Source organism: Mycolicibacterium canariasense (genome assembly GCF_002101555.1).
GTDB lineage: Bacteria > Actinomycetota > Actinomycetes > Mycobacteriales > Mycobacteriaceae > Mycobacterium > Mycobacterium canariasense.
Genome location: NZ_LQOL01000099.1, coordinates 67,781 through 84,704, shown reverse-complemented (window position 1 = coordinate 84,704; position 16,924 = coordinate 67,781). Strand labels below are relative to the sequence as shown.

At 69.6% G+C, this 16,924-nt stretch carries 19 protein-coding genes; 8 read left to right on the top strand and 11 right to left on the bottom strand.

Translation table 11 applies throughout. The annotated features are described in order from the left end of the window. The first annotated feature begins 78 nt into the window (after nt 1-78). From AWB94_RS31775 to AWB94_RS31760, 4 genes are all read left to right on the top strand, one after another. Nucleotides 79-867 carry an ABC transporter permease gene (locus tag AWB94_RS31775; protein WP_062656972.1) on the top strand — a complete coding sequence of 263 codons (789 nt, stop codon included), beginning with the start codon at nt 79-81 and terminating at the stop codon, nt 865-867. Further along, the gene (locus tag AWB94_RS31770) at nt 864-1,946 is read left to right on the top strand and encodes a sulfate/molybdate ABC transporter ATP-binding protein (RefSeq protein WP_062656973.1); all 1,083 of its coding nucleotides are present in this window, start codon (nt 864-866) and stop codon (nt 1,944-1,946) included. The genes AWB94_RS31775 and AWB94_RS31770 overlap by 4 nt, the downstream gene beginning before the upstream one ends. 199 nt (nt 1,947-2,145) lie before the next feature. Further along, on the top strand, nt 2,146-3,105 hold the full coding sequence (locus AWB94_RS31765; protein ID WP_062656974.1) for an APA family fibronectin-binding glycoprotein: 960 nt from the start codon (nt 2,146-2,148) through the stop codon (nt 3,103-3,105). 107 nt (nt 3,106-3,212) lie between these two features. Next, complete coding sequence (locus AWB94_RS31760; protein ID WP_062656975.1) at nt 3,213-3,512, top strand: GlsB/YeaQ/YmgE family stress response membrane protein; 300 nt, start codon at nt 3,213-3,215, stop codon at nt 3,510-3,512. 6 nt (nt 3,513-3,518) lie between these two features. On the opposite strand, the gene AWB94_RS31755 is transcribed toward AWB94_RS31760, so the two are convergent. Further along, nucleotides 3,519-3,947: a hypothetical protein gene (locus AWB94_RS31755; RefSeq protein WP_064961307.1), complete on the bottom strand. Its 429-nt coding sequence runs from the start codon at nt 3,945-3,947 to the stop codon at nt 3,519-3,521. A 102-nt stretch (nt 3,948-4,049) separates the two neighbouring features. On the opposite strand from AWB94_RS31755, the gene AWB94_RS31750 reads away from it, so the two are divergent. After that, entirely contained in the window at nt 4,050-4,616 is a 567-nt protein-coding gene (locus tag AWB94_RS31750) for a CGNR zinc finger domain-containing protein (protein ID WP_062656977.1), read from the top strand. On the opposite strand, the gene AWB94_RS31745 is transcribed toward AWB94_RS31750, so the two are convergent. Beyond that, a complete protein-coding gene (locus AWB94_RS31745; RefSeq protein WP_062656978.1) occupies nt 4,613-5,389 on the bottom strand; it encodes a CPBP family intramembrane glutamic endopeptidase in 777 nt (258 codons plus the stop codon). The two genes, AWB94_RS31750 and AWB94_RS31745, sit on opposite strands and share 4 nt — an antisense overlap. Before the next feature lie 47 nt (nt 5,390-5,436). On the opposite strand from AWB94_RS31745, the gene AWB94_RS31740 reads away from it, so the two are divergent. Next, complete coding sequence (locus AWB94_RS31740) at nt 5,437-6,912, top strand: acetyl-CoA acetyltransferase (RefSeq protein WP_062656979.1); 1,476 nt, start codon at nt 5,437-5,439, stop codon at nt 6,910-6,912. 1 nt (nt 6,913) lies between these two features. Here AWB94_RS31740 and AWB94_RS31735 read toward each other — a convergent pair whose 3' ends face one another. The 8 genes from AWB94_RS31735 to AWB94_RS31700 form a co-directional block, all read right to left on the bottom strand. After that, nucleotides 6,914-8,104, bottom strand: a complete 1,191-nt coding sequence (locus AWB94_RS31735) for an NAD(P)/FAD-dependent oxidoreductase (RefSeq protein ID WP_062656980.1) — start codon at nt 8,102-8,104, stop codon at nt 6,914-6,916. Between the two features lie 27 nt (nt 8,105-8,131). After that, on the bottom strand, nt 8,132-8,767 hold the full coding sequence (locus AWB94_RS31730) for a hypothetical protein (protein ID WP_062656981.1): 636 nt from the start codon (nt 8,765-8,767) through the stop codon (nt 8,132-8,134). 30 nt (nt 8,768-8,797) lie between these two features. Further along, nucleotides 8,798-9,139 carry a TfoX/Sxy family protein gene (locus tag AWB94_RS31725; protein ID WP_062656982.1) on the bottom strand — a complete coding sequence of 114 codons (342 nt, stop codon included), beginning with the start codon at nt 9,137-9,139 and terminating at the stop codon, nt 8,798-8,800. 1 nt (nt 9,140) lies between these two features. Then, nucleotides 9,141-9,527 carry a nitroreductase/quinone reductase family protein gene (locus AWB94_RS31720; RefSeq protein WP_062656983.1) on the bottom strand — a complete coding sequence of 129 codons (387 nt, stop codon included), beginning with the start codon at nt 9,525-9,527 and terminating at the stop codon, nt 9,141-9,143. 10 nt (nt 9,528-9,537) lie between these two features. After that, on the bottom strand, nt 9,538-10,278 hold the full coding sequence (locus AWB94_RS31715) for a DUF72 domain-containing protein (RefSeq protein ID WP_062656984.1): 741 nt from the start codon (nt 10,276-10,278) through the stop codon (nt 9,538-9,540). Further along, nucleotides 10,275-11,279: an LLM class flavin-dependent oxidoreductase gene (locus AWB94_RS31710; protein WP_062656985.1), complete on the bottom strand. Its 1,005-nt coding sequence runs from the start codon at nt 11,277-11,279 to the stop codon at nt 10,275-10,277. Before AWB94_RS31710 ends, AWB94_RS31715 begins: the two co-directional genes overlap by 4 nt. A gap of 84 nt (nt 11,280-11,363) precedes the next feature. Further along, nucleotides 11,364-13,697: an endopeptidase La gene (gene lon / locus AWB94_RS31705; protein ID WP_062656986.1), complete on the bottom strand. Its 2,334-nt coding sequence runs from the start codon at nt 13,695-13,697 to the stop codon at nt 11,364-11,366. A gap of 30 nt (nt 13,698-13,727) precedes the next feature. Next, a complete protein-coding gene (locus AWB94_RS31700) occupies nt 13,728-14,312 on the bottom strand; it encodes a VC0807 family protein (RefSeq protein ID WP_064961302.1) in 585 nt (194 codons plus the stop codon). Nucleotides 14,313-14,611: 299 nt separating this feature from the next. On the opposite strand from AWB94_RS31700, the gene AWB94_RS31695 reads away from it, so the two are divergent. Continuing rightward, nucleotides 14,612-15,553, top strand: a complete 942-nt coding sequence (locus tag AWB94_RS31695) for an NADP-dependent oxidoreductase (protein ID WP_062656987.1) — start codon at nt 14,612-14,614, stop codon at nt 15,551-15,553. Beyond that, nucleotides 15,550-16,272 carry an SDR family oxidoreductase gene (locus tag AWB94_RS31690; RefSeq protein ID WP_062656988.1) on the top strand — a complete coding sequence of 241 codons (723 nt, stop codon included), beginning with the start codon at nt 15,550-15,552 and terminating at the stop codon, nt 16,270-16,272. Before AWB94_RS31695 ends, AWB94_RS31690 begins: the two co-directional genes overlap by 4 nt. Nucleotides 16,273-16,276: 4 nt before the next feature. On the opposite strand, the gene AWB94_RS31685 is transcribed toward AWB94_RS31690, so the two are convergent. Then, nucleotides 16,277-16,894, bottom strand: coding sequence for a TetR/AcrR family transcriptional regulator (locus tag AWB94_RS31685; protein ID WP_062656989.1), 618 nt, complete (start codon nt 16,892-16,894; stop codon nt 16,277-16,279). Nucleotides 16,895-16,924 lie beyond the last annotated feature (30 nt).

Sequence of the window (16,924 nt, the reverse complement as noted above, 5' to 3'; positions counted from 1 at the left end):
TGAAATCAGGCACGCCGCGGTGACCGCGCCGGGTCCGGGGTGATCCCGGGGTGATCACGGGTGCTCTAGGGTTCTGCCATGGGGCTGCCCCGCTGGATCTACCTGCCCGCGGCACTGGGAACCCTGTTCGTGGTACTGCCACTGCTGGCCATGGCGGTCAAGGTCGACTGGCCGCGGTTCGGGTCGTTGATCACCAGTCCGGCTTCGCTGACCGCGCTGGGACTGAGCCTGCGCACCTCGGCCGCGAGCACCCTGCTGTGCATCGCGCTCGGGGTACCCATGGCGCTGGTGCTGGCCCGCAGCCGGTCGCGCGCGATCGCCGCGCTGCGCCCGGTGATCCTGCTGCCGCTGGTGTTGCCGCCGGTGGTGGGCGGCATCGCCCTGCTGTACGCGTTCGGCAGGCTCGGGCTGCTCGGCCACTATCTGGAGGCTGTGGGTATCCAGATCGCGTTCACCACCGTGGCCGTGGTGCTGGCCCAGACGTTCGTCTCGTTGCCGTTCCTGGTGATCGCCCTGGAGGGGGCGGTGCGCACCGTGGGCGCCGACCACGAGGTGGTGGCGGCGACGCTGGGCGCGCGCCCGACCACCGTGTGGCGCCGGGTGACGCTGCCGCTGCTGGCGCCCGGGCTGGTCTCGGGCGCGGTGTTGGCTTTCGCCCGCTCGCTGGGTGAGTTCGGGGCGACGCTGACCTTCGCGGGATCGCGGGAAGGAGTGACTCGCACCCTGCCCCTGGAGATCTATCTGCAGCGGGAGACCGACGCCGACGCCGCGGTCGCCCTGTCGGTCCTGTTGGTGATCGTCGCCGCGGTGGTGGTGCTCGGGCTGGGCGCGCGGCGGCTGCGGACCGCATCCTGGCAGGCGACGTGACCGGATTGCGGATCGGTGTCGAGGTGGCCGAGCGGGGCGTGCACGTCGACCTCGAGCTGGCCCCCGGTGAGGTGCTCGCCGTCCTGGGCCCCAACGGGGCGGGGAAATCCACATTGCTGCACGTGCTGGCCGGCACCGTCCGGCCCGACCGGGGGAGGGTGCTGGTGGGGGAGCGCACGGTGGTCGACGGGGCCGCGGGTATCCACATCGCCACCCATGACCGCCGGGTCGGGTTGCTGATGCAAGAGCCGTTGCTGTTTCCGCACCTGAGCGTGCTGGACAACGTGGCATTCGGCCCTCGCAGTGGAAAGCGCTTGAGTCGCAAGGACTCCCGAGAGGTTGCGCGGCGCTGGCTGGCTGAGGTGGATGCGGCCGAGCTCGGCGAACGGATGCCCGCCCAGCTGTCCGGCGGTCAGGCGCAGCGGGTGGCGCTGGCCCGCGCGCTGGCCGCCGATCCCGATGTGCTGCTGCTCGATGAGCCGATGACAGGCCTGGACGTGGCGGTGGCCACCGCGATGCGGGCGCTGCTGCGGCGGGTGCTCACCCGTGACGGGCGCGCGGCGATCCTGGTCACCCATGACCTGCTCGACGTGGTGACTCTGGCCGACCGGGTGGCGGTGCTCGAGTCCGGGCGCGTCGTGGAGAGCGGCCCGGCGGCGCAGATCCTGGCCGCGCCGCGCAGTCGGTTCGGCGCCCGATTCGCCGGGGTGAATCTGGTCAGCGGCCGGCTGGGCGCCGACGGCGCGCTGCACACCGACTGGGGCGCCCAGTGGCACGCCGGTCCGGCGCCGAGTGTCGCCGTCGGCGATCCGGCGGTCGCGGTGTTCGCGCCGGCGGCGGTGGCGGTGTACCGGCACGCGCCACACGGCAGTCCGCGCAATGCGGTGGAGGTGACGGTGGCCGAGTTGGACAGCCGCGGACCGGCCATCCGGGTGCGCGCCGAACCGCAACCCGATGGTGGGCCGGGATTGGCCGCCGACATCACGGCGGAGGCGGCCGCCGATCTGCGCCTGGCGCCAGGGGAACGGGTGTTCTTCACCGTCAAGGCGCAGGAACTCACCATCTCACCGGCGCCGTAACACGGGGCCGGCCGCGGGCGAAATACCGGATGTCAGCCACCCCGGACCGCGGGGTGGGCGCCGTCGTGGGCCCGCGTGGTCAGCAATCGGGGCTTATCCGCCTCTACACGAAATTCGTTGTGTGCAGCTACTTCCCAGCTGAGCACTTTATGAGCACCTCACACTTGCGTCACGGCTGTAACACGGTATTTTCTTCCCCATGGACCAGCCGGACGTGCGCCCGTCGCACCGCAAGCGCCTCTCCACCGCAATGGCGATTGCGGCTGCGGCCGCCCTGACGCTGCCGATCGCGGTTTCTCATGCCGACCCGGTCCCGGCGCCCCCGGCTCCCGCACCGGCTCCGGCGCCCGCATCGCCGGCTCCCGCGCCGGTGCCGCCGGCTCCCGCCGATCCCAATGCGCCGCCACCCGATCCGAACGCGCCGCCACCCGATCCGAACGCGCCACCGCCCCCGCCCGCACCCGAGCCCGGCCGGGTGGACAACGCGGCCGGTGGGTTCAGCTACGTGGTGCCCGCCGGCTGGAAGGTTGCCGACGCCACCCAGCTGTCCTACGGCCAGGCGTTGCTGACCAAGATCCAGCCCGGCGCTCCAGCCGAGCCGGCCCCCGCGCAGGGCGGCACCGCCCAGCCGCCCAATGACACCAGCGTGCTGCTCGGACGGCTGGATCTGAAGCTGTTCGCCGGGGCCGAGTCCGACAACGCCAAGGCGGCCGCCCGGCTCGCCTCGGACATGGGTGAGTTCTTCATGCCCTTCCCGGGCACCCGCGTCGGCCAGGAGACCACGCCGTTGGCCGCCGGTGACCTGACCGGCTCCGCGTCGTACTACGAGGTGAAGTTCACCGACACCACCAAACCCACCGGCCAGATCTGGGCCGGGGTGATCGGAGCGCCGACACCGGCCGGTGTGCCCCGCGGCCAGCGCGCACCGTCGCGGTGGTTCGTGGTGTGGCTGGGCACCGCCAATCACCCGGTGGACAAGGCGGCCGCCGTCACGCTGGCGCAGTCGATCCGGCCGTGGAGCCCGCCCCCGCCGCCGGAGCCGGACCCCAATGCTCCGCCACCGCCGCCGGCGGACCCGAACGCGCCGCCGGCCCGCCCGGGTGTCGGTGTGCCCGTGCCCGTGACCGATGCGCCGCCGGAGATGATGCCGCAAGGCTGACATCTGTGGCCGTTTCGCGGGTCCGATCGTTACCTGCGGCGGGTACACCGGAGGTGTGACCCGGCAATCGGGCCGGGTCTACCGGTGGTAGGTGGGAGGCCTTGCACATGGACGTCGTTGCTGCGACCGATTTTCTGGCCCGTTCGACCACGCTGACCAGCGTGGGGTGGATCGGTTACATCATCATCGGGGCGATCGCCGGCTGGATTGCCGGCAAGCTCGTCAAGGGTGGCGGTTCCGGGATCCTGATGAACATCGTGATCGGTATCGTCGGCGCGTTGATCGGCGGATTTCTGTTGAGTTTCTTCCTCGACACGGCTGCCGGGGGTTGGTGGTTCACCCTGTTCACCGCGGTGCTCGGTTCGGTGATCCTGCTGTGGATCGTGGGGCTGGTCCGTCGGGACTGACCCTTGTCACAGCGCGGCCAGCACGCCGCGCAGTGCGGCGGTCAGGGTGCCGGGGCCCGGGCGGTACAGCGGCCCGCGGGCGTCGGCGAGCAGGATGCGTAGCCGGGCCATACCGCGGGCCGAAACGGTAGACGGCCCGCTCAGGCGGCCGATCAGCTCGTCGACCCACTCGGCGGCGGCGCGCACTGCCGCCGCATGCACCGGGACGTGGAACACCACTGTGCCCGACGGTGCGGACTGGGCGATGCGCAACGCGGTGGCCAGCTTTTCGCGTTCGGCGCGGGAGGTGATCCGCTCGATGTGCGTCGCGAGCGTGGGAGTCACCATGTCGCAGGTGCCGGCCTCGATCTGCCGGTCGAGTCGGGCGGCGCAGATTCTGGCCCGGATCCGGGCCCCGGCGGACTGATATCCGCGCGGCGTCATCGATAGCGCCATGGTCACCACCCCTTCATTCATTCGTGACCTATCAAAAGGCTATACCGGTCATCTATGACCAGTCAATAGATTTCACTGGTCATCATCGGTACGCTTGTCGCCATGCCGGATTACGGAGACGACGAGGCGAAGCCGGCGCCGGAGCCGCTACGCCTGGTGCAGGCGTTCATCAACACGCTGGACCGGGAGAGCGCGCGGGACCGGTTGGCCGATGCGGCCGGCAATGCTCAGTGGCTGGCTCGGCATGGCCTGCTGCCCGCCGGTGCGGTGCTGACCGAGGCCGACCTCGACACCCTGGTCGCCGTGCGGGAAGGCTTGCGGGCGTTGGTGATCCACAACAGCGGCGGACCCGCGCCGGACGCCCGCACGCTGGAACCGCTGCACCGGCTGACGGCCGGCACGCCGGCCAGGGTCGAGGTCGGCAGCGCCGGCGACGTCCGGGTGGCACCCGCCGCAAGCTCGATGTCGGACCGGCTGCTGGGCCTGCTCCTGATCGTCAAGGATGCCCAGTGCGGCGGCAGCTGGGCTCATCTGAAGGCATGCGCGAACGAGGACTGCCGCTGGGTGTTCTACGACCGGTCCCGCAACCACGGTGGCACCTGGTGCGACATGGCCACCTGCGGGAACAAGCTGAAGAACCGGGACTTCCGGGCCCGGCGCCGGATTTAGAACGTCGCGTGCCAGACCAGGGCCGCAGCCAGCGCGCCCAACCCGTTCAGCGACCAGTGCAGTGCGATCGGCGCAAGCAGGCTACCGCTGCGGCGGCGCAGCCAGGTGAACACGAAACCCGCCGCCGTCGTCGCCAGCACCGCCCCGACCACGCCTGCAACCATGCCGAACACGCCACCGCCCAAAATGTGGGTGAAGCCGGCGTTACCGCTGGTCAGTCCCAGTGAGCTGGCGATATGCCACAGTCCGAACAGCAACGAGCCGGCGGCGGCCACCCCGCGAAAACCCCAGGCCCGGTCCAGCGCACCGTGCAGCACCCCACGGAACGCCAGTTCTTCGGGGATGACGGTCTGCAGCGGGATGATGATCATCGAGGCGATCAGGGCACCGGACAGGGTGGCGTAGTGGTTGTTCATGAACAGCGGGCGCGTCCAGGGCAACACCACCCCGACGGCGATCACGGCCACCACGATGCCGACGGCGGCGGCGGCGTACCCGGCGCCCGAGCGCCAATGTTCCCGGCCCAGGCCCAGTTCGGACCAGCCCAGCCCGCGGGCGCGCACCAGCGCCACCAACCCGATGGCCGCGGCGGGCACCGTCGCGATATTGGCCCACGGGGTGGTGAAGTGGGCGATGAGGTTGGTGGCGACCAGCACCACGACGACGATCGCGACATCGGCATAGACGCGGAAGTGGTGCAGCGCCGCGAGGGTGCCCACCAGCGGGTGGGCTGGCGGGGAATCCGGTACGGCCACCGCGGCGAGGTCAGACATCGCCCCTCAGTGTACGTGCCAGGGTTGTCTATCTAAGTTATAGAACTATGTCCCTTGATCCACGCACTCCGGTCCTCGTCGGCTACGGCCAGATCAACCAGCACGAGGAGAGCGCCACCACCGAACCGGTCGACCTGATGGAGCGGGCGGCCCGGGCCGCGGCCGGGCCTCGGGTCCTGGAATCGGTCGACGCGGTGCGCATCGTGAACCTGCTGTCCTGGCGCTACCGCGATCCTGGTCTGCTGTTGGCGCAGCGGATCGGTGCCCCCGGCGCGCTCACCCGGTACACCAGCATCGGCGGCAACGTCCCGCAGTCGCTGGTGAACCAGGCCTGCCTGGACATCCAGCGCGGCCGCAACGACGTGGTGCTCATCGCCGGCGGGGAAACCTGGCGCAGCCGCACCCGGTTGCGCGCGCGAGGCGAAAAGCTGGTCGGCACGATCCAGGACGAGTCGGTGCCCCTACCCCCGGGCGCCGACGACGAGTTCGTGATGGCCGGGCCCACCGAGATCCGGATCAAGTTGGACCGCCCGGCCTACGTGTATCCGATGTTCGAGCAGGCCTTGCGCATCGCGTCCGGGGAGCCCGTGCAGCAGCACCGCCGCCGAATCGGGCAGCTGTGGGCCCGGTTCAGCGAGGTGGCCCGGGACAATCCGCACGCCTGGAACCGCACGGCCTGCACCGCCGAGGAGATCTGGCGGCCGGGACCGGACAACCGGATGATCAGCTGGCCCTACACCAAGTTGATGAACTCCAACAACATGGTCGACCAAGGCGCAGCCCTGATCCTCACCTCGGCGGAAAAGGCCGACGCCCTTCGGATTCCGCGCGAGCACTGGGTGTTCCCGTACGCGGGCACCGATGCCCACGACACGTATCTGATCGGGGAGCGGGCCCGCTTCGACGGCTCACCGGCCATTCGCCTCGCCGGCCGGCGGGTGCTGGACCTGGCCGGCCGTGGGATCGACGATATCGATCTGGTGGACCTGTACTCCTGCTTCCCGTGCGCGGTACAGGTCGCGGCCGACGAACTCGGACTGCCCACCGATGACGCCCGGCGTCCGCTGACCGTCACCGGCGGGCTGACGTTCGCCGGCGGACCGTGGAACAACTATGTCTCCCACTCGATTGCCACCATGGCCGAACGGCTCACCGCGCAGCCCGGCGCCGTCGGGCTGGTCAGCGCCAACGGTGGTTACCTGACCAAGCACAGCTTCGGCGTGTACGGCACCGAGCCACCGGCCGGCGGGTTCCGCTGGGAGGACGTGCAATCGGCCGTCGACGCGGAACCGACGGTGGTGGCCGAGGACGGGTGGGCCGGGGTCGGCACGGTGGAAACCTGGACCACGCCGTTCACCCGCGACGGCACCGCGGAAAAGACGTTCCTGGCGGTGCGCACGCCCACGGGCAGCCGGGCGCTGGCCGTGATCACCGATCCCACGCAAGCCGCGGCGACCGTCACCGAGGACATCGCCGGTGCCAAGGCGACGGTCGGCGCGGACGGTGTGGCCACCCTGGAGTGATTCAGACGGCGTCGCCGAGCGGCTGCCGGCCGCGCACCATCGCCTTGATGTCGTCCAGACCCTCCCAGATGTTGACGTTCATGCCGGCCAGCACGCGGTCGTCGTCGTCCACCCAGAATGCGGTGAACTCGCGGCCGGGCACGTCGCCGCGGAACACCACCTTGGCGTCCGGCGGGGCGTGGCCGACATACTCCATGCCGAGGTCGTACTGGTCGGTGAAGAAGTACGGCAACTCGTCGTAGCTACCGGGCGAGTCCAGCATGCCGGCCACCGCGACGGCGGGTTGTTTGAGCGCGTTGGCCCAGTGCTCGGTACGGATCCGGGTGTGCAGCAGTGGATGTTCGGCCGCGGCGATATCCCCCACGGCGAAGATGTCGGGATCGCTGGTGCGCAACGCGGCGTCGACGGCCACGCCGCCGTCGGCCAGCGCCAGGCCCGCCGCCTCGGCGAGTTCGATGCTGGGACGGGCGCCCACCGCCACGAGCACCAGATCGGCGTCCACGCCGGACCCGTCGGCCAGCCGCACTCCGGTCGCGCGATCGCCCTCGGTGCTGATCCGCTCGACCTTGGCGCCGAGTCGCAGGTCGACGCCGTGCTCGCGATGCAGGTCGGCGAACACCTGCGCGACATCGCGCCCCAACGCGGCGAGCGGCAGATCCGCGGATTCCACCACGGTGACCTCGGCACCGGCCTGGCGTGCACCCGCGGCGACCTCCAAACCGATCCACCCCGCGCCGATGATGGCCAGTCGGGTGCCGTCGGTGAGCCGGGACCGCAGCGCCGCCGCATCCTCGACGGTCCGTAGTACGTGCACCCCGTCGGCGTCGGAGCCCGGGATGGGCGGTCGGCGGGCCACCGAACCGGTGGCCAGCAGGAGTTTGTCGTAATGCTCGTGCTTACCCTCGGAATGGCCGACGGCGTGGGCGGAGCGGTCGATGGTCGCGACGGTGGTGTTCAGCCGCAGGTCGACATCGTGTTCCCGGTACCAGCTTTCGGGCTGCACGGTGAACTCGTCGAATTCCTTTTTGCCGGCCAGATAGTCCTTGGACAACGGTGGTCGCTCGTAGGGCAGCCGCGCCTCGGTGCCGAACAGGATGATCTGCCCACCGAAGTCGTTGCCACGCAAGGCTTCTGCCGCCTTGGCGCCGGCCAGTCCGGCGCCGATGATGACGAATGTGGGAAGGGTGGCCATGGTGTTCTCCTTCTGAGTGGGGAGGTGCTAGGCGGTGACCCGGCGCCGCAGATCGTCGTCGAGTGCGACGCGGACCAGCGCGGCGGCCAACTGGGCGGGGTGCCCCTCGGACAACTCGAGCAGCCGTGCGGGCTCGGTGGGCAGGCCGACCTGCTGCGCCCCGGCGACCGCACGTTCATCGAAATAGGGCTGCGCCCAAGGCCATACGTCCTGCACCTCGCGCAGGTAGATATCGGCGCCGGTAGGGCCGATGCCGTCGAACTCCTGTAATGCGCGGGCGGCCGCCCCGGTATCACCGTCGGATTCCTCGGCCAGCCTGCGCAGATCGCCACCGTAGCGGTCCCGCACCCGGGTGGCCAGCGCGGTGAGTCGCGTCGCCGAACTCTCGTCGTAGCGGGCGTAGCCGGCGCGGCCGAACGCGTCGATCATCGTCGCGCGGTCGGCGTCGCGCACCGCGTCGGGCGTGCGCAGGCCGCTGCGGAACACCTCTGCGGCGGCGGCCATCGCGACCTCGGCGCCGATCGGCTTGCTGGCCAACATGGCCAGCATCAGCAGCTGGAACAGCGGTTTGGGTTTGTCACGCAGCGTGATACCGGCTTCATCGGCGAAGGTGGTACCGGCTTGCCGGAGCAGGCACGCCGCCAGGTCAGGAGCACCGGACATGAGCCAGGCATACCCGTTCTCGCCGCCGGGCTAACGGCGCTTCTTGGCCGGCAGTCCCGTCGCGTAATCCAGCCCGCGGGCCACCCACGGCCGGAGTTGGCGCTGGGTGCGGACACCGTCGGCGCCCACGCGCAGCCACCCGCGGGTTTCGCGGCCCGCCATCACCATGGGCTCGACATGCTCGCGGGTCAGCAATGCCGCGGTGTCCTCGGGTGGTACCCGCACCATCAGGCCGCCCTGGCCGCTGACGGCGACCGCCATGTTGCCCTGCACCAGGAACGCCAGGCCGCCGAACATCCGCATTTCGTCGACATTGCCGGTGCCGGCCAGGATCTCGCGGATCCGGTTGGCCAGATCTTCGTCGTAGGCCATCTCAGTCCAGATCGATGCGAATGGTGAGCAGGTCGCTGCCCATCACCCGGACCACCGCGCTGTTGAGTGCGGGTAGCTGTGCCAGCCGGGCGGTGGCGTCGTCGTCGGGCAGCAGGTGCGCCGTGCCGGTGCGCCAGCGCCCGTTGAGCCGGACGCGGACCGCGGGATTGGCCTTGATGTTCTTCACGTAGTCCGACTGCGTCCCGTGCTCGGAGACCAGCCAGAACGCGTTGTCGACCAGGCGGCCACCCACGGCGGTGTGCCGGGGCTGTCCGGAGGTGCGCCCCATGGTCTCCAGCATGGTGACCGGGAGTTTGCGGCCCACGGGATTCACCAGATAGCGCTGGGCGGTGTGCACGATGCGGTGTTTGAGGGTGTTGACCACCATGGGGTCGAGTTTAAGGGCGGGTCTGCACGCCGACCAGCCGTTTGAGCGTACGGGCGTTGTACACCGCGTTGCCCTCGCCGTCGTTGTTGAAGTACACCACGACGTCGCGGCCGTCCCGGCGCCAGTTCTCGATCCGGTCCGCCCACCACTGCAGGGCATGGTCGGAATACGAACCCGCATAAAGTTTTTCGTGATCGGGTCCGTGCATGCGCACATACACCAGGCGGCTCGTCGCCCGTGGCACGCAGGGCAGGCCGGCGCCGCTGGTCACCACATAGGAGGCGCCGTGGCGCTCCAGCACGGTGTACACGTCGTCGGTGTGCCACGAGTCGTGCCGGAATTCGACGGCCACCGGGATCCGGTCCGGCATCACCGTCAGGAAATGGTCGAGCAGCGCGTCGTCGCGGGACAATTCGGGATGCAGCTGGACCAGCAGCGCTTCGCGCCGTGGGCCCAGCGCCCGCCAGCACCGCTCGAAACGATCCACCCAGGGCTCCGGGTTGCGGAGCCGGCGGAAATGGGTCAGGCCGCGATGGGCCTTGACGGTCATGGTGAAGCCGGCCGGCAGACGCCGTTGCCAGCCCTCGAAGACGGCGTCTCGGGGCCAGCGGTAGAAGCTGGCGTTGAGTTCGACGGTGTCGAATTCCCCGACGTAATAGAACAGCCGTTTGGCCACTGGGGTGCCCGGCGGATACAGCACCGAAGTCCAGTGGTCATAGGACCAACCGGAGGTGCCGATCCGCACGGTCATACCGTAGGTGGTTCCCAGCCCAGGCGCGGTCCTAACCTCTGCGCCATGTCCTCGATGATCTGGGCGTAGTCCTCGGAGGCGAAGGTGAACGGCAACGCGAACGTCACCTCGTCGGCGCGGACGAACCCGGCGTGGGCGGACAACTGGTCGGCGAGTTCGTCGGAGGTGCCGACGTAGTCGGGGGAGAACAGCATCCCGCGGGGCCCCTGTGGGGTCTTGGTGCGCTCGAACCGGCTCGCCGCATACTCGCGGTAGCGGCGGATCTGGTCGTCGGTGGCCGAGTCGGTCGGGATGACCACCAATCCCTGTGACACCCTTGCTTTCTCGGGTCGCGGATGGTGTGCGCGGTAGGCGTCGATGTGCTCGGCCTGGATGGTGGCGAAGTCCCGTGACTCGGTGCCCTCGATACTCACCACCGAGCTGGTCAGGTAGTTGATGCCCTGCAGCCCGGCCCAGATCGCCGACTCGTGGCCGCCGCCGTACCAGACCCGGTCGCCCAGGCCGGGGGAGTGCGGCTGGACCTCGCGCACGAACTGCTCGATCCCGGCGGTGCCGGCGAAATCGCTGACCGGCTCGCCGCGCAGGGCGCGCAGCAGCCGCAGCACTCGCTCCTTCGAAAAGTCCTGCACCTCATGGGAATCCGGGTACAGCGCGGTCTTGTAGTGGTCGTAGTTCATCGGGGTGCCCACCGACACGCCGGGGTTGATCCGGCCGCCGGACAGGATGTCGACGGTGGCCAGGTCCTCGGCGAGGCGGATCGGATTCTCCAGTCCCAGCGGGATGACCGCGGTGCCCAACTCGATGCGGCTGGTGCGCTGGCTGGCCGCGGCCATGATCGCCACGGGGGAGGAGATGCCCGGCTGGAAATGTCGGCAGCGCAACCACACGCTGTCGAACCCGAGGTGCTCGGCCCGTTCGATGATCTGCAGGGTTTCCTCGATGCCTGGGCCGGGGTCGGCCACGTCGAACCTGCCGATGGTCAGGAACCCGAGCTTGTCCATCCTCGTCCTCTCGCGAGCGTGCGCGTTTGTACGCGACACACCGTGTCAGACCGTACAAACGCGCACGCTCGCGGGATTATGCCGTCACGCGGCCTGGGTGGCCGCGACACCAACGGGGTCGAGGGCCTGCGCGACGATCTCGGCCACGTCGGTCATCGGCTTGACCTCCAGCGCGGCCAGCACTTCGGCGGGCACGTCGTCCAGGTCGGGCTCGTTGCGCTGCGGGATGAAGACGGTCTTCAGCCCGGCCCGTTGCGCCGCAAGCAGTTTCTGCTTGACGCCGCCGATGGGCAGCACCCGGCCGTTCAGCGTGACCTCACCGGTCATGCCGACGTCACCGCGCACCTGGCGGCCGGTGGCCATCGAGACCAGCGCGGTCACCATCGTGACGCCGGCCGACGGGCCGTCCTTGGGCACCGCGCCCGCGGGCACGTGCACGTGGATCTGCCGGTCCAGCGACTTCGGGTCGACACCCAGCTGTTCGGCATGGGCGCGCACATAGGACAGCGCGATCTGCGCCGACTCCTTCATCACGTCGCCCAGCTGACCGGTCAGCTTCAACCCGGGTTCGGCATCGACCGAGCCGGCCTCGATGTAGAGGACGTCGCCGCCCAGCCCGGTGACGGCCAGCCCGGTCGCCACGCCCGGCACCGCGGTGCGCTCGTTCGACTCCGGGGTGAACCGCGGACGGCCCAGGTAGTCGACGAGATCCGGCTCGTCGATCACGATCGGGGCGTCGGTCGAATCCAATTTGGTGGTGACCTTGCGTAACGCCTTGGCCAACAGCCGCTCGAATTGCCGCACGCCCGGTTCGCGGGTGTAGTCCGCGGCGATCTTGCGCAGCGCCGCGTCGCTGAGCGTGACGTCCTCCGATGTCAGCGCCGCTCGTTCGGCCTGCCGGGGCAGCAGGTAATCCCGGGCGATGGCCACCTTGTCGTCCTCGGTGTAGCCGTCGATCTGGATCAACTCCATGCGGTCCAGCAGCGCCGACGGGATGTTCTCGATGACGTTGGCCGTCGCCAGGAACACCACGTCGCTCAGGTCCAGGTCCAGCTCCAGGTAGTGGTCGCGGAACGTGTGGTTCTGCGCCGGATCCAGCACCTCGAGCAGGGCCGAGGACGGGTCGCCGCGGTAGTCCGAGCCCACCTTGTCGATCTCGTCGAGCAGCACCACGGGATTCATCGACCCCGCCTCGCCGATGGCCCGCACGATGCGGCCCGGCAGCGCGCCGACGTAGGTGCGCCGGTGCCCGCGGATCTCGGCCTCGTCCCGCACACCACCCAGGGCGACGCGAACGAACTTGCGGCCCAAGGCCCGTGCGACGGATTCACCCAGCGAGGTCTTGCCTACTCCGGGCGGGCCGGCCAGCACCATGACCGCACCGGAGCCACGGCCGCCGACGACGGCCATACCGCGCTGGGCGCGCCGCGCCCGCACCGCCAGGTACTCCACGATGCGGTCCTTGACGTCGTCCAGGCCGTGGTGATCGGCGTCCAGGATCTCGCGAGCCGACTTCAAGTCGGTCGAGTCCTCGGTGGTGACGTTCCACGGCAGGTCCAGCACGGTGTCCAGCCAGGTGCGGATCCAGCCGCCCTCCGGGCTCTGCTCACTGGACCGCTCGAGCTTGCCGACCTCGCGCAGAGCGGCCTCGCGGACCTTCTCCGGCAAGTCCGCGGCCTCGACGCGGGCCCGGTAATCGTCGGAACCTTCGGGTTCACCTTCTCCGAGTTCCTTGCGGATCGCGGCGAGCTGTTGGCGCAGCAGGAATTCCTTCTGCTGCTTGTCCATTCCGGCCCGCACGTCCTCGGCGATCTTGTCGTTGACCTCGACCTCGGCCAGGTGTTCCCCGGTCAGTTCGATCAGCAGCCGCAACCGGACCGCCACATCCTCGGTCTCCAACAGTTGACGCTTCTGCACGTCGGTCAGGTACGACGCGTACCCGGCCGTGTCGGCCAGCTGCGACGGATCGGTGATCTTGTTGACCACGTCGACGATCTGCCAGGCCTCGCGACGCTGCAGCATGGCCAGCAGCAGCTTCTTGTATTCGGCGGCAAGCGCTTTGGTCTCGTCGGTGGTGTCCGTGGCGGTCACCTCGGTGACCTCGACCCACAGGGCCGCGCCCGGCCCGGTGGTACCGGAACCGATGTGGGCACGGTGCTCGCCACGCACCACGGCGGCAGCGCCGCCACCGGGAACCCGGCCGACCTGCACGATGGACGCGATCACCCCATAGGTGGGGTAGCGGTCGTCCAGGCGCGGGGCGATGAGCAGTTTCCCGGACTCGTTTGCCTGGGCGGCGGCTTGGGCAGCTTCGACGGCCGCGCGGGCGGCCTCGTCGAGCTCGATGGGCACGACCATGCCGGGCAGCACGATCGGCTCGCTGACAAACAACACCGGGACTGCGATGGCTTCAGGCATCAATCCTCCAGAAAGTTGAACCTGCTGGGCTCAACTCTGGGTGGCGCTCCTTTGTTCCCACCGCGCTCCGGCCCGCTTCGCGATCACGATCGTCACCAGGATCAGCACCCCGGTCAGGGCCAGGGACACCGCGGTGTTCACGCCCTTCCCGACGTCGACCGAGAACGAGAAGATGATGCCCAAGCTGACCAACATGCCGATCAGCAGGCCGACTCCCCATATCGCCGAGAGCAGAACATGCACCCGGTGCTTGAAGGCCGCCTCGCCCGGCTCGGGGGAGCCGTCATCTGGTTGCACGCGTTCGGCGACCACCTGGGTGAGTGGCTTCCCGATCACGCAGCTGCCCAGGAAGATCAGCGCGCCGATGCCCCCGACCAGGGTGTCGCCCACCATCAACATGCGCGCATCCGACGTCGCCAGCCCGACCGCCAGGCTCAGGCCGAAATTCAGCATCAGATAGCCGGCGAAGGGATCCAGCCGGCGCGCCTTGATCGCGTCGTAGCCCACCTTGATGCCGGCCAGCACGGTCGCGGTGAGCAGGGCGATGTACTCGGAGACACCGAGGGCACGTAGCCCGTAGTAGCCGACCAGCGGCGGGGCGATGTCCAGCAGCATGCCGCGCAGAACCGGCCGCAGGGAATGTGGTCGTGTGGGCTGCGGTTCATCGTCTTCCCGTCGCTGCGCTCGCCCCGTGCCATCTTCCCGTCGCTGCGCTCGCCCCGGATCGTTCTCCCGTCGCTGCGCTCGCCCCGGATCGTTTTCCCGTCGCTGCGCTCGCCCCGGTTCGGTCACCGGGCCGACGGTAGGTCGCGAAACTGTGAAGTTGCTTGTAAGGAGTTGTCGGACCCGGCGAGCAGCACCTGTGGATCGCCGTGCGGCGGAATACCTGCGCACCTCACCTCGTCGTAACTCTCATGGCCAAAGCCGTGCAATTCGACCAGTATGGGGACATCGACGTGCTGGAGGTACGCGACGTGCCCCGGCCCGTCCCGGCAAAGGGGGAGGTACTCGTCGAGGTGAAGGCGGCCGGCATCAACCCCGGCGAGGCGTTGATCCGCCACGGGGTCCTACACGACCGCTGGCCGGCGACGTTCCCGTCCGGCCAGGGCAGTGACCTGGCCGGTGTCGTCGTCGAAGTGGGTGACCCTGGCGGGCGGACCGGCGTCGCGGACTTCGCGGTCGGTGACGAGGTGCTCGGCTTCTCGCTCGCCCGCTCCAGTCATGCCGAGTTCGTGGCGGTGCCCGCCGACCAGCTCACCATCAAACCCGCCGGCGTGTCCTGGGAGGTCGCCGGATCGCTGTACGTCGCCGGTTGCACCGCGTATGCCGCCGTGCGGTCGGTCGGGCTCAAGGCCGGTGACACCGTGGCGATCGCCGGAGCGGCCGGTGGCGTGGGCTCCATCGCGGTGCAACTGGCCGCCCGGCAGGGCGCGACGGTGCTGGGCATCGCCGGGCCGGGAAATGACGCGTGGCTGCGTGAGCACGCGGCGGTCCCGGTGAACTACGGTGACGGGCTGGCCGGCCGACTGAAGGCGGCAGCGCCGGGCGGAGCGGCCGACGCGTTCCTGGACTTCTTCGGCGGCGGGTACGTCGCCCTCGCGGTCGACGAATTGGGGGTCGCCCCCGAACGGGTCGACACCATCATCGATTTCGCCGCGATCGAGCAGTACGGGGTTCTGGGTGTGGGCAGCGCCGAGGCCAGCACCGCGGCGGTCCTGGCCGAACTGGCCGACTTGGTTGCGGCCGGTGAGCTGGAGGTCCCCATCGCGAAGGTGTACCCGCTGGATCAGGTGCGCGCGGCGTACCGCGATCTGGAGGAGCGGCACACCCGCGGCAAGCTGGTGCTGCGCCCATGACGGATCCGTTGACCGGCAAAGTGGTCGCGATCACCGGTGCCAGCAGCGGGATCGGCGCGGCGACCGCCCGGTTGCTCGCGCAGCGCGGCGCACGGGTGGTGTTGGGAGCTCGGCGCGCCGATCGGCTGGCGCAGCTGCAGGATTCCCTGCGTGCCGACGGGGCGGAGGTGGCCCACGCGGTCATCGACATCACCCGGGCCGAGGATGCGCGCCGGTTGGTGACGACGGCGGTCGACGCGTACGGCGGGCTGGATGTGCTGGTGGGCAACGCCGGAGTCGCCACACTCGGTCCGCTGGCCGACGGTGCCCTGGCCGAGTGGTCGGACATGATCGACGTCAATCTGCGCGGGGTGCTCAACGGGATCGCTGCCGCGATGCCGGTGTTTCTGCGCCAGGGGCACGGCGACTTCGTCACCACGGTGTCGACCGCGGGCCTGAAGATCGTGCCGAACATGGGTGTGTACGCGGCGACCAAGAATGCGGTCCGCACGCTGTTGGAGGCGTTGCGGCAGGAGTCCACCGACGGGGTGATCCGCACCACCAGCATTTCCCCCGGCTATGTGCGCACCGAACTCGGTGGTTCGGCCGAGACCCGGTCCACGATGGACGCGATCGCCATCGCCCCGGAGGCCGTGGCCCGCGCGGTGGCCTTCGCCATCGAGCAGCCCCGCGACGTCGAGATCGGCGACCTGACCATCCGCCCCACCGTGCAGGGCTGAGCGGCTACTCCGCCGGCGTCGCCGCCAGCAGTGCAGTGAGCAACCGCTCCAGATCCGCGACCGCGATACCGCCCGGCTGCAGGATCTCCTCCATCGCGATGCCGGTGGTCATTGCCACGAAAAGCTTTGCCAGCCCAGTCAATTGATGGCCGGACAAGGTGGGCTCGGCCTGCGCCACGACCTGCACGGCTTGGTCGGCGGCCGCCCGGCTGCGCTCGACCAGCTGGTCGCGCAGGTGCGGGTCGCGCACCGCGCGTAGCCAGTACTCGAAATAGACCAGGTGATATGCCCGCTGGGCGTGGATCGAGTCGAGCATCGACCGGCTCACCGCAGCAGTGGTCGCGGCCAGGTCGCCGGCACCGCTGCCGAACGCTCCGGCGATCACCGCGCCGCGTTGTTCGAACTGTCGGTCCAGCAGGGCCAGGAACAGTTCGTCCTTCGAGCCGAAGTTGGAGTACACCGCACCCTTGGTGAAGCCGGCGGCCTGTCCGATGGCGTCGATGGTCGCCCCGGCGAACCCGGCCGCGGCGAACACCTCCAACGCGGCGTCCAGAATGCGGTCCCGAACGTCTTCACGTCGGGGCCGAACACGTCGTTTGACAGCCCTCATACGCAAAAGCATACTCGTCGGTATCCAATGGATACTCACGAG

Bases quoted from the DNA above. Each gene is read 5' to 3' on its own strand.
- AWB94_RS31765 (WP_062656974.1), top strand. From the start codon at position 2,146: ATGGACCAGCCGGACGTGCGCCCGTCGCACCGCAAGCGCCTCTCCACC.
- AWB94_RS31690 (WP_062656988.1), top strand. From the start codon at position 15,550: ATGACGGATCCGTTGACCGGCAAAGTGGTCGCGATCACCGGTGCCAGC.
- AWB94_RS31750 (WP_062656977.1), top strand. From the start codon at position 4,050: ATGCCGGATTACGGAGACGACGAGGCGAAGCCGGCGCCGGAGCCGCTA.
- AWB94_RS31700 (WP_064961302.1), bottom strand. From the start codon at position 14,312: ATGCTGCTGGACATCGCCCCGCCGCTGGTCGGCTACTACGGGCTACGT.
- AWB94_RS31725 (WP_062656982.1), bottom strand. From the start codon at position 9,139: ATGGCCTACGACGAAGATCTGGCCAACCGGATCCGCGAGATCCTGGCC.
- lon (WP_062656986.1), bottom strand. From the start codon at position 13,697: ATGCCTGAAGCCATCGCAGTCCCGGTGTTGTTTGTCAGCGAGCCGATC.
- AWB94_RS31745 (WP_062656978.1), bottom strand. From the start codon at position 5,389: ATGTCTGACCTCGCCGCGGTGGCCGTACCGGATTCCCCGCCAGCCCAC.
- AWB94_RS31720 (WP_062656983.1), bottom strand. From the start codon at position 9,527: ATGGTGGTCAACACCCTCAAACACCGCATCGTGCACACCGCCCAGCGC.
- AWB94_RS31710 (WP_062656985.1), bottom strand. From the start codon at position 11,279: ATGGACAAGCTCGGGTTCCTGACCATCGGCAGGTTCGACGTGGCCGAC.
- AWB94_RS31740 (WP_062656979.1), top strand. From the start codon at position 5,437: ATGTCCCTTGATCCACGCACTCCGGTCCTCGTCGGCTACGGCCAGATC.
- AWB94_RS31760 (WP_062656975.1), top strand. From the start codon at position 3,213: ATGGACGTCGTTGCTGCGACCGATTTTCTGGCCCGTTCGACCACGCTG.
- AWB94_RS31715 (WP_062656984.1), bottom strand. From the start codon at position 10,278: ATGACCGTGCGGATCGGCACCTCCGGTTGGTCCTATGACCACTGGACT.
- AWB94_RS31755 (WP_064961307.1), bottom strand. From the start codon at position 3,947: ATGGCGCTATCGATGACGCCGCGCGGATATCAGTCCGCCGGGGCCCGG.
- AWB94_RS31730 (WP_062656981.1), bottom strand. From the start codon at position 8,767: ATGTCCGGTGCTCCTGACCTGGCGGCGTGCCTGCTCCGGCAAGCCGGT.
- AWB94_RS31695 (WP_062656987.1), top strand. From the start codon at position 14,612: ATGGCCAAAGCCGTGCAATTCGACCAGTATGGGGACATCGACGTGCTG.
- AWB94_RS31685 (WP_062656989.1), bottom strand. From the start codon at position 16,894: ATGCTTTTGCGTATGAGGGCTGTCAAACGACGTGTTCGGCCCCGACGT.
- AWB94_RS31735 (WP_062656980.1), bottom strand. From the start codon at position 8,104: ATGGCCACCCTTCCCACATTCGTCATCATCGGCGCCGGACTGGCCGGC.
- AWB94_RS31775 (WP_062656972.1), top strand. From the start codon at position 79: ATGGGGCTGCCCCGCTGGATCTACCTGCCCGCGGCACTGGGAACCCTG.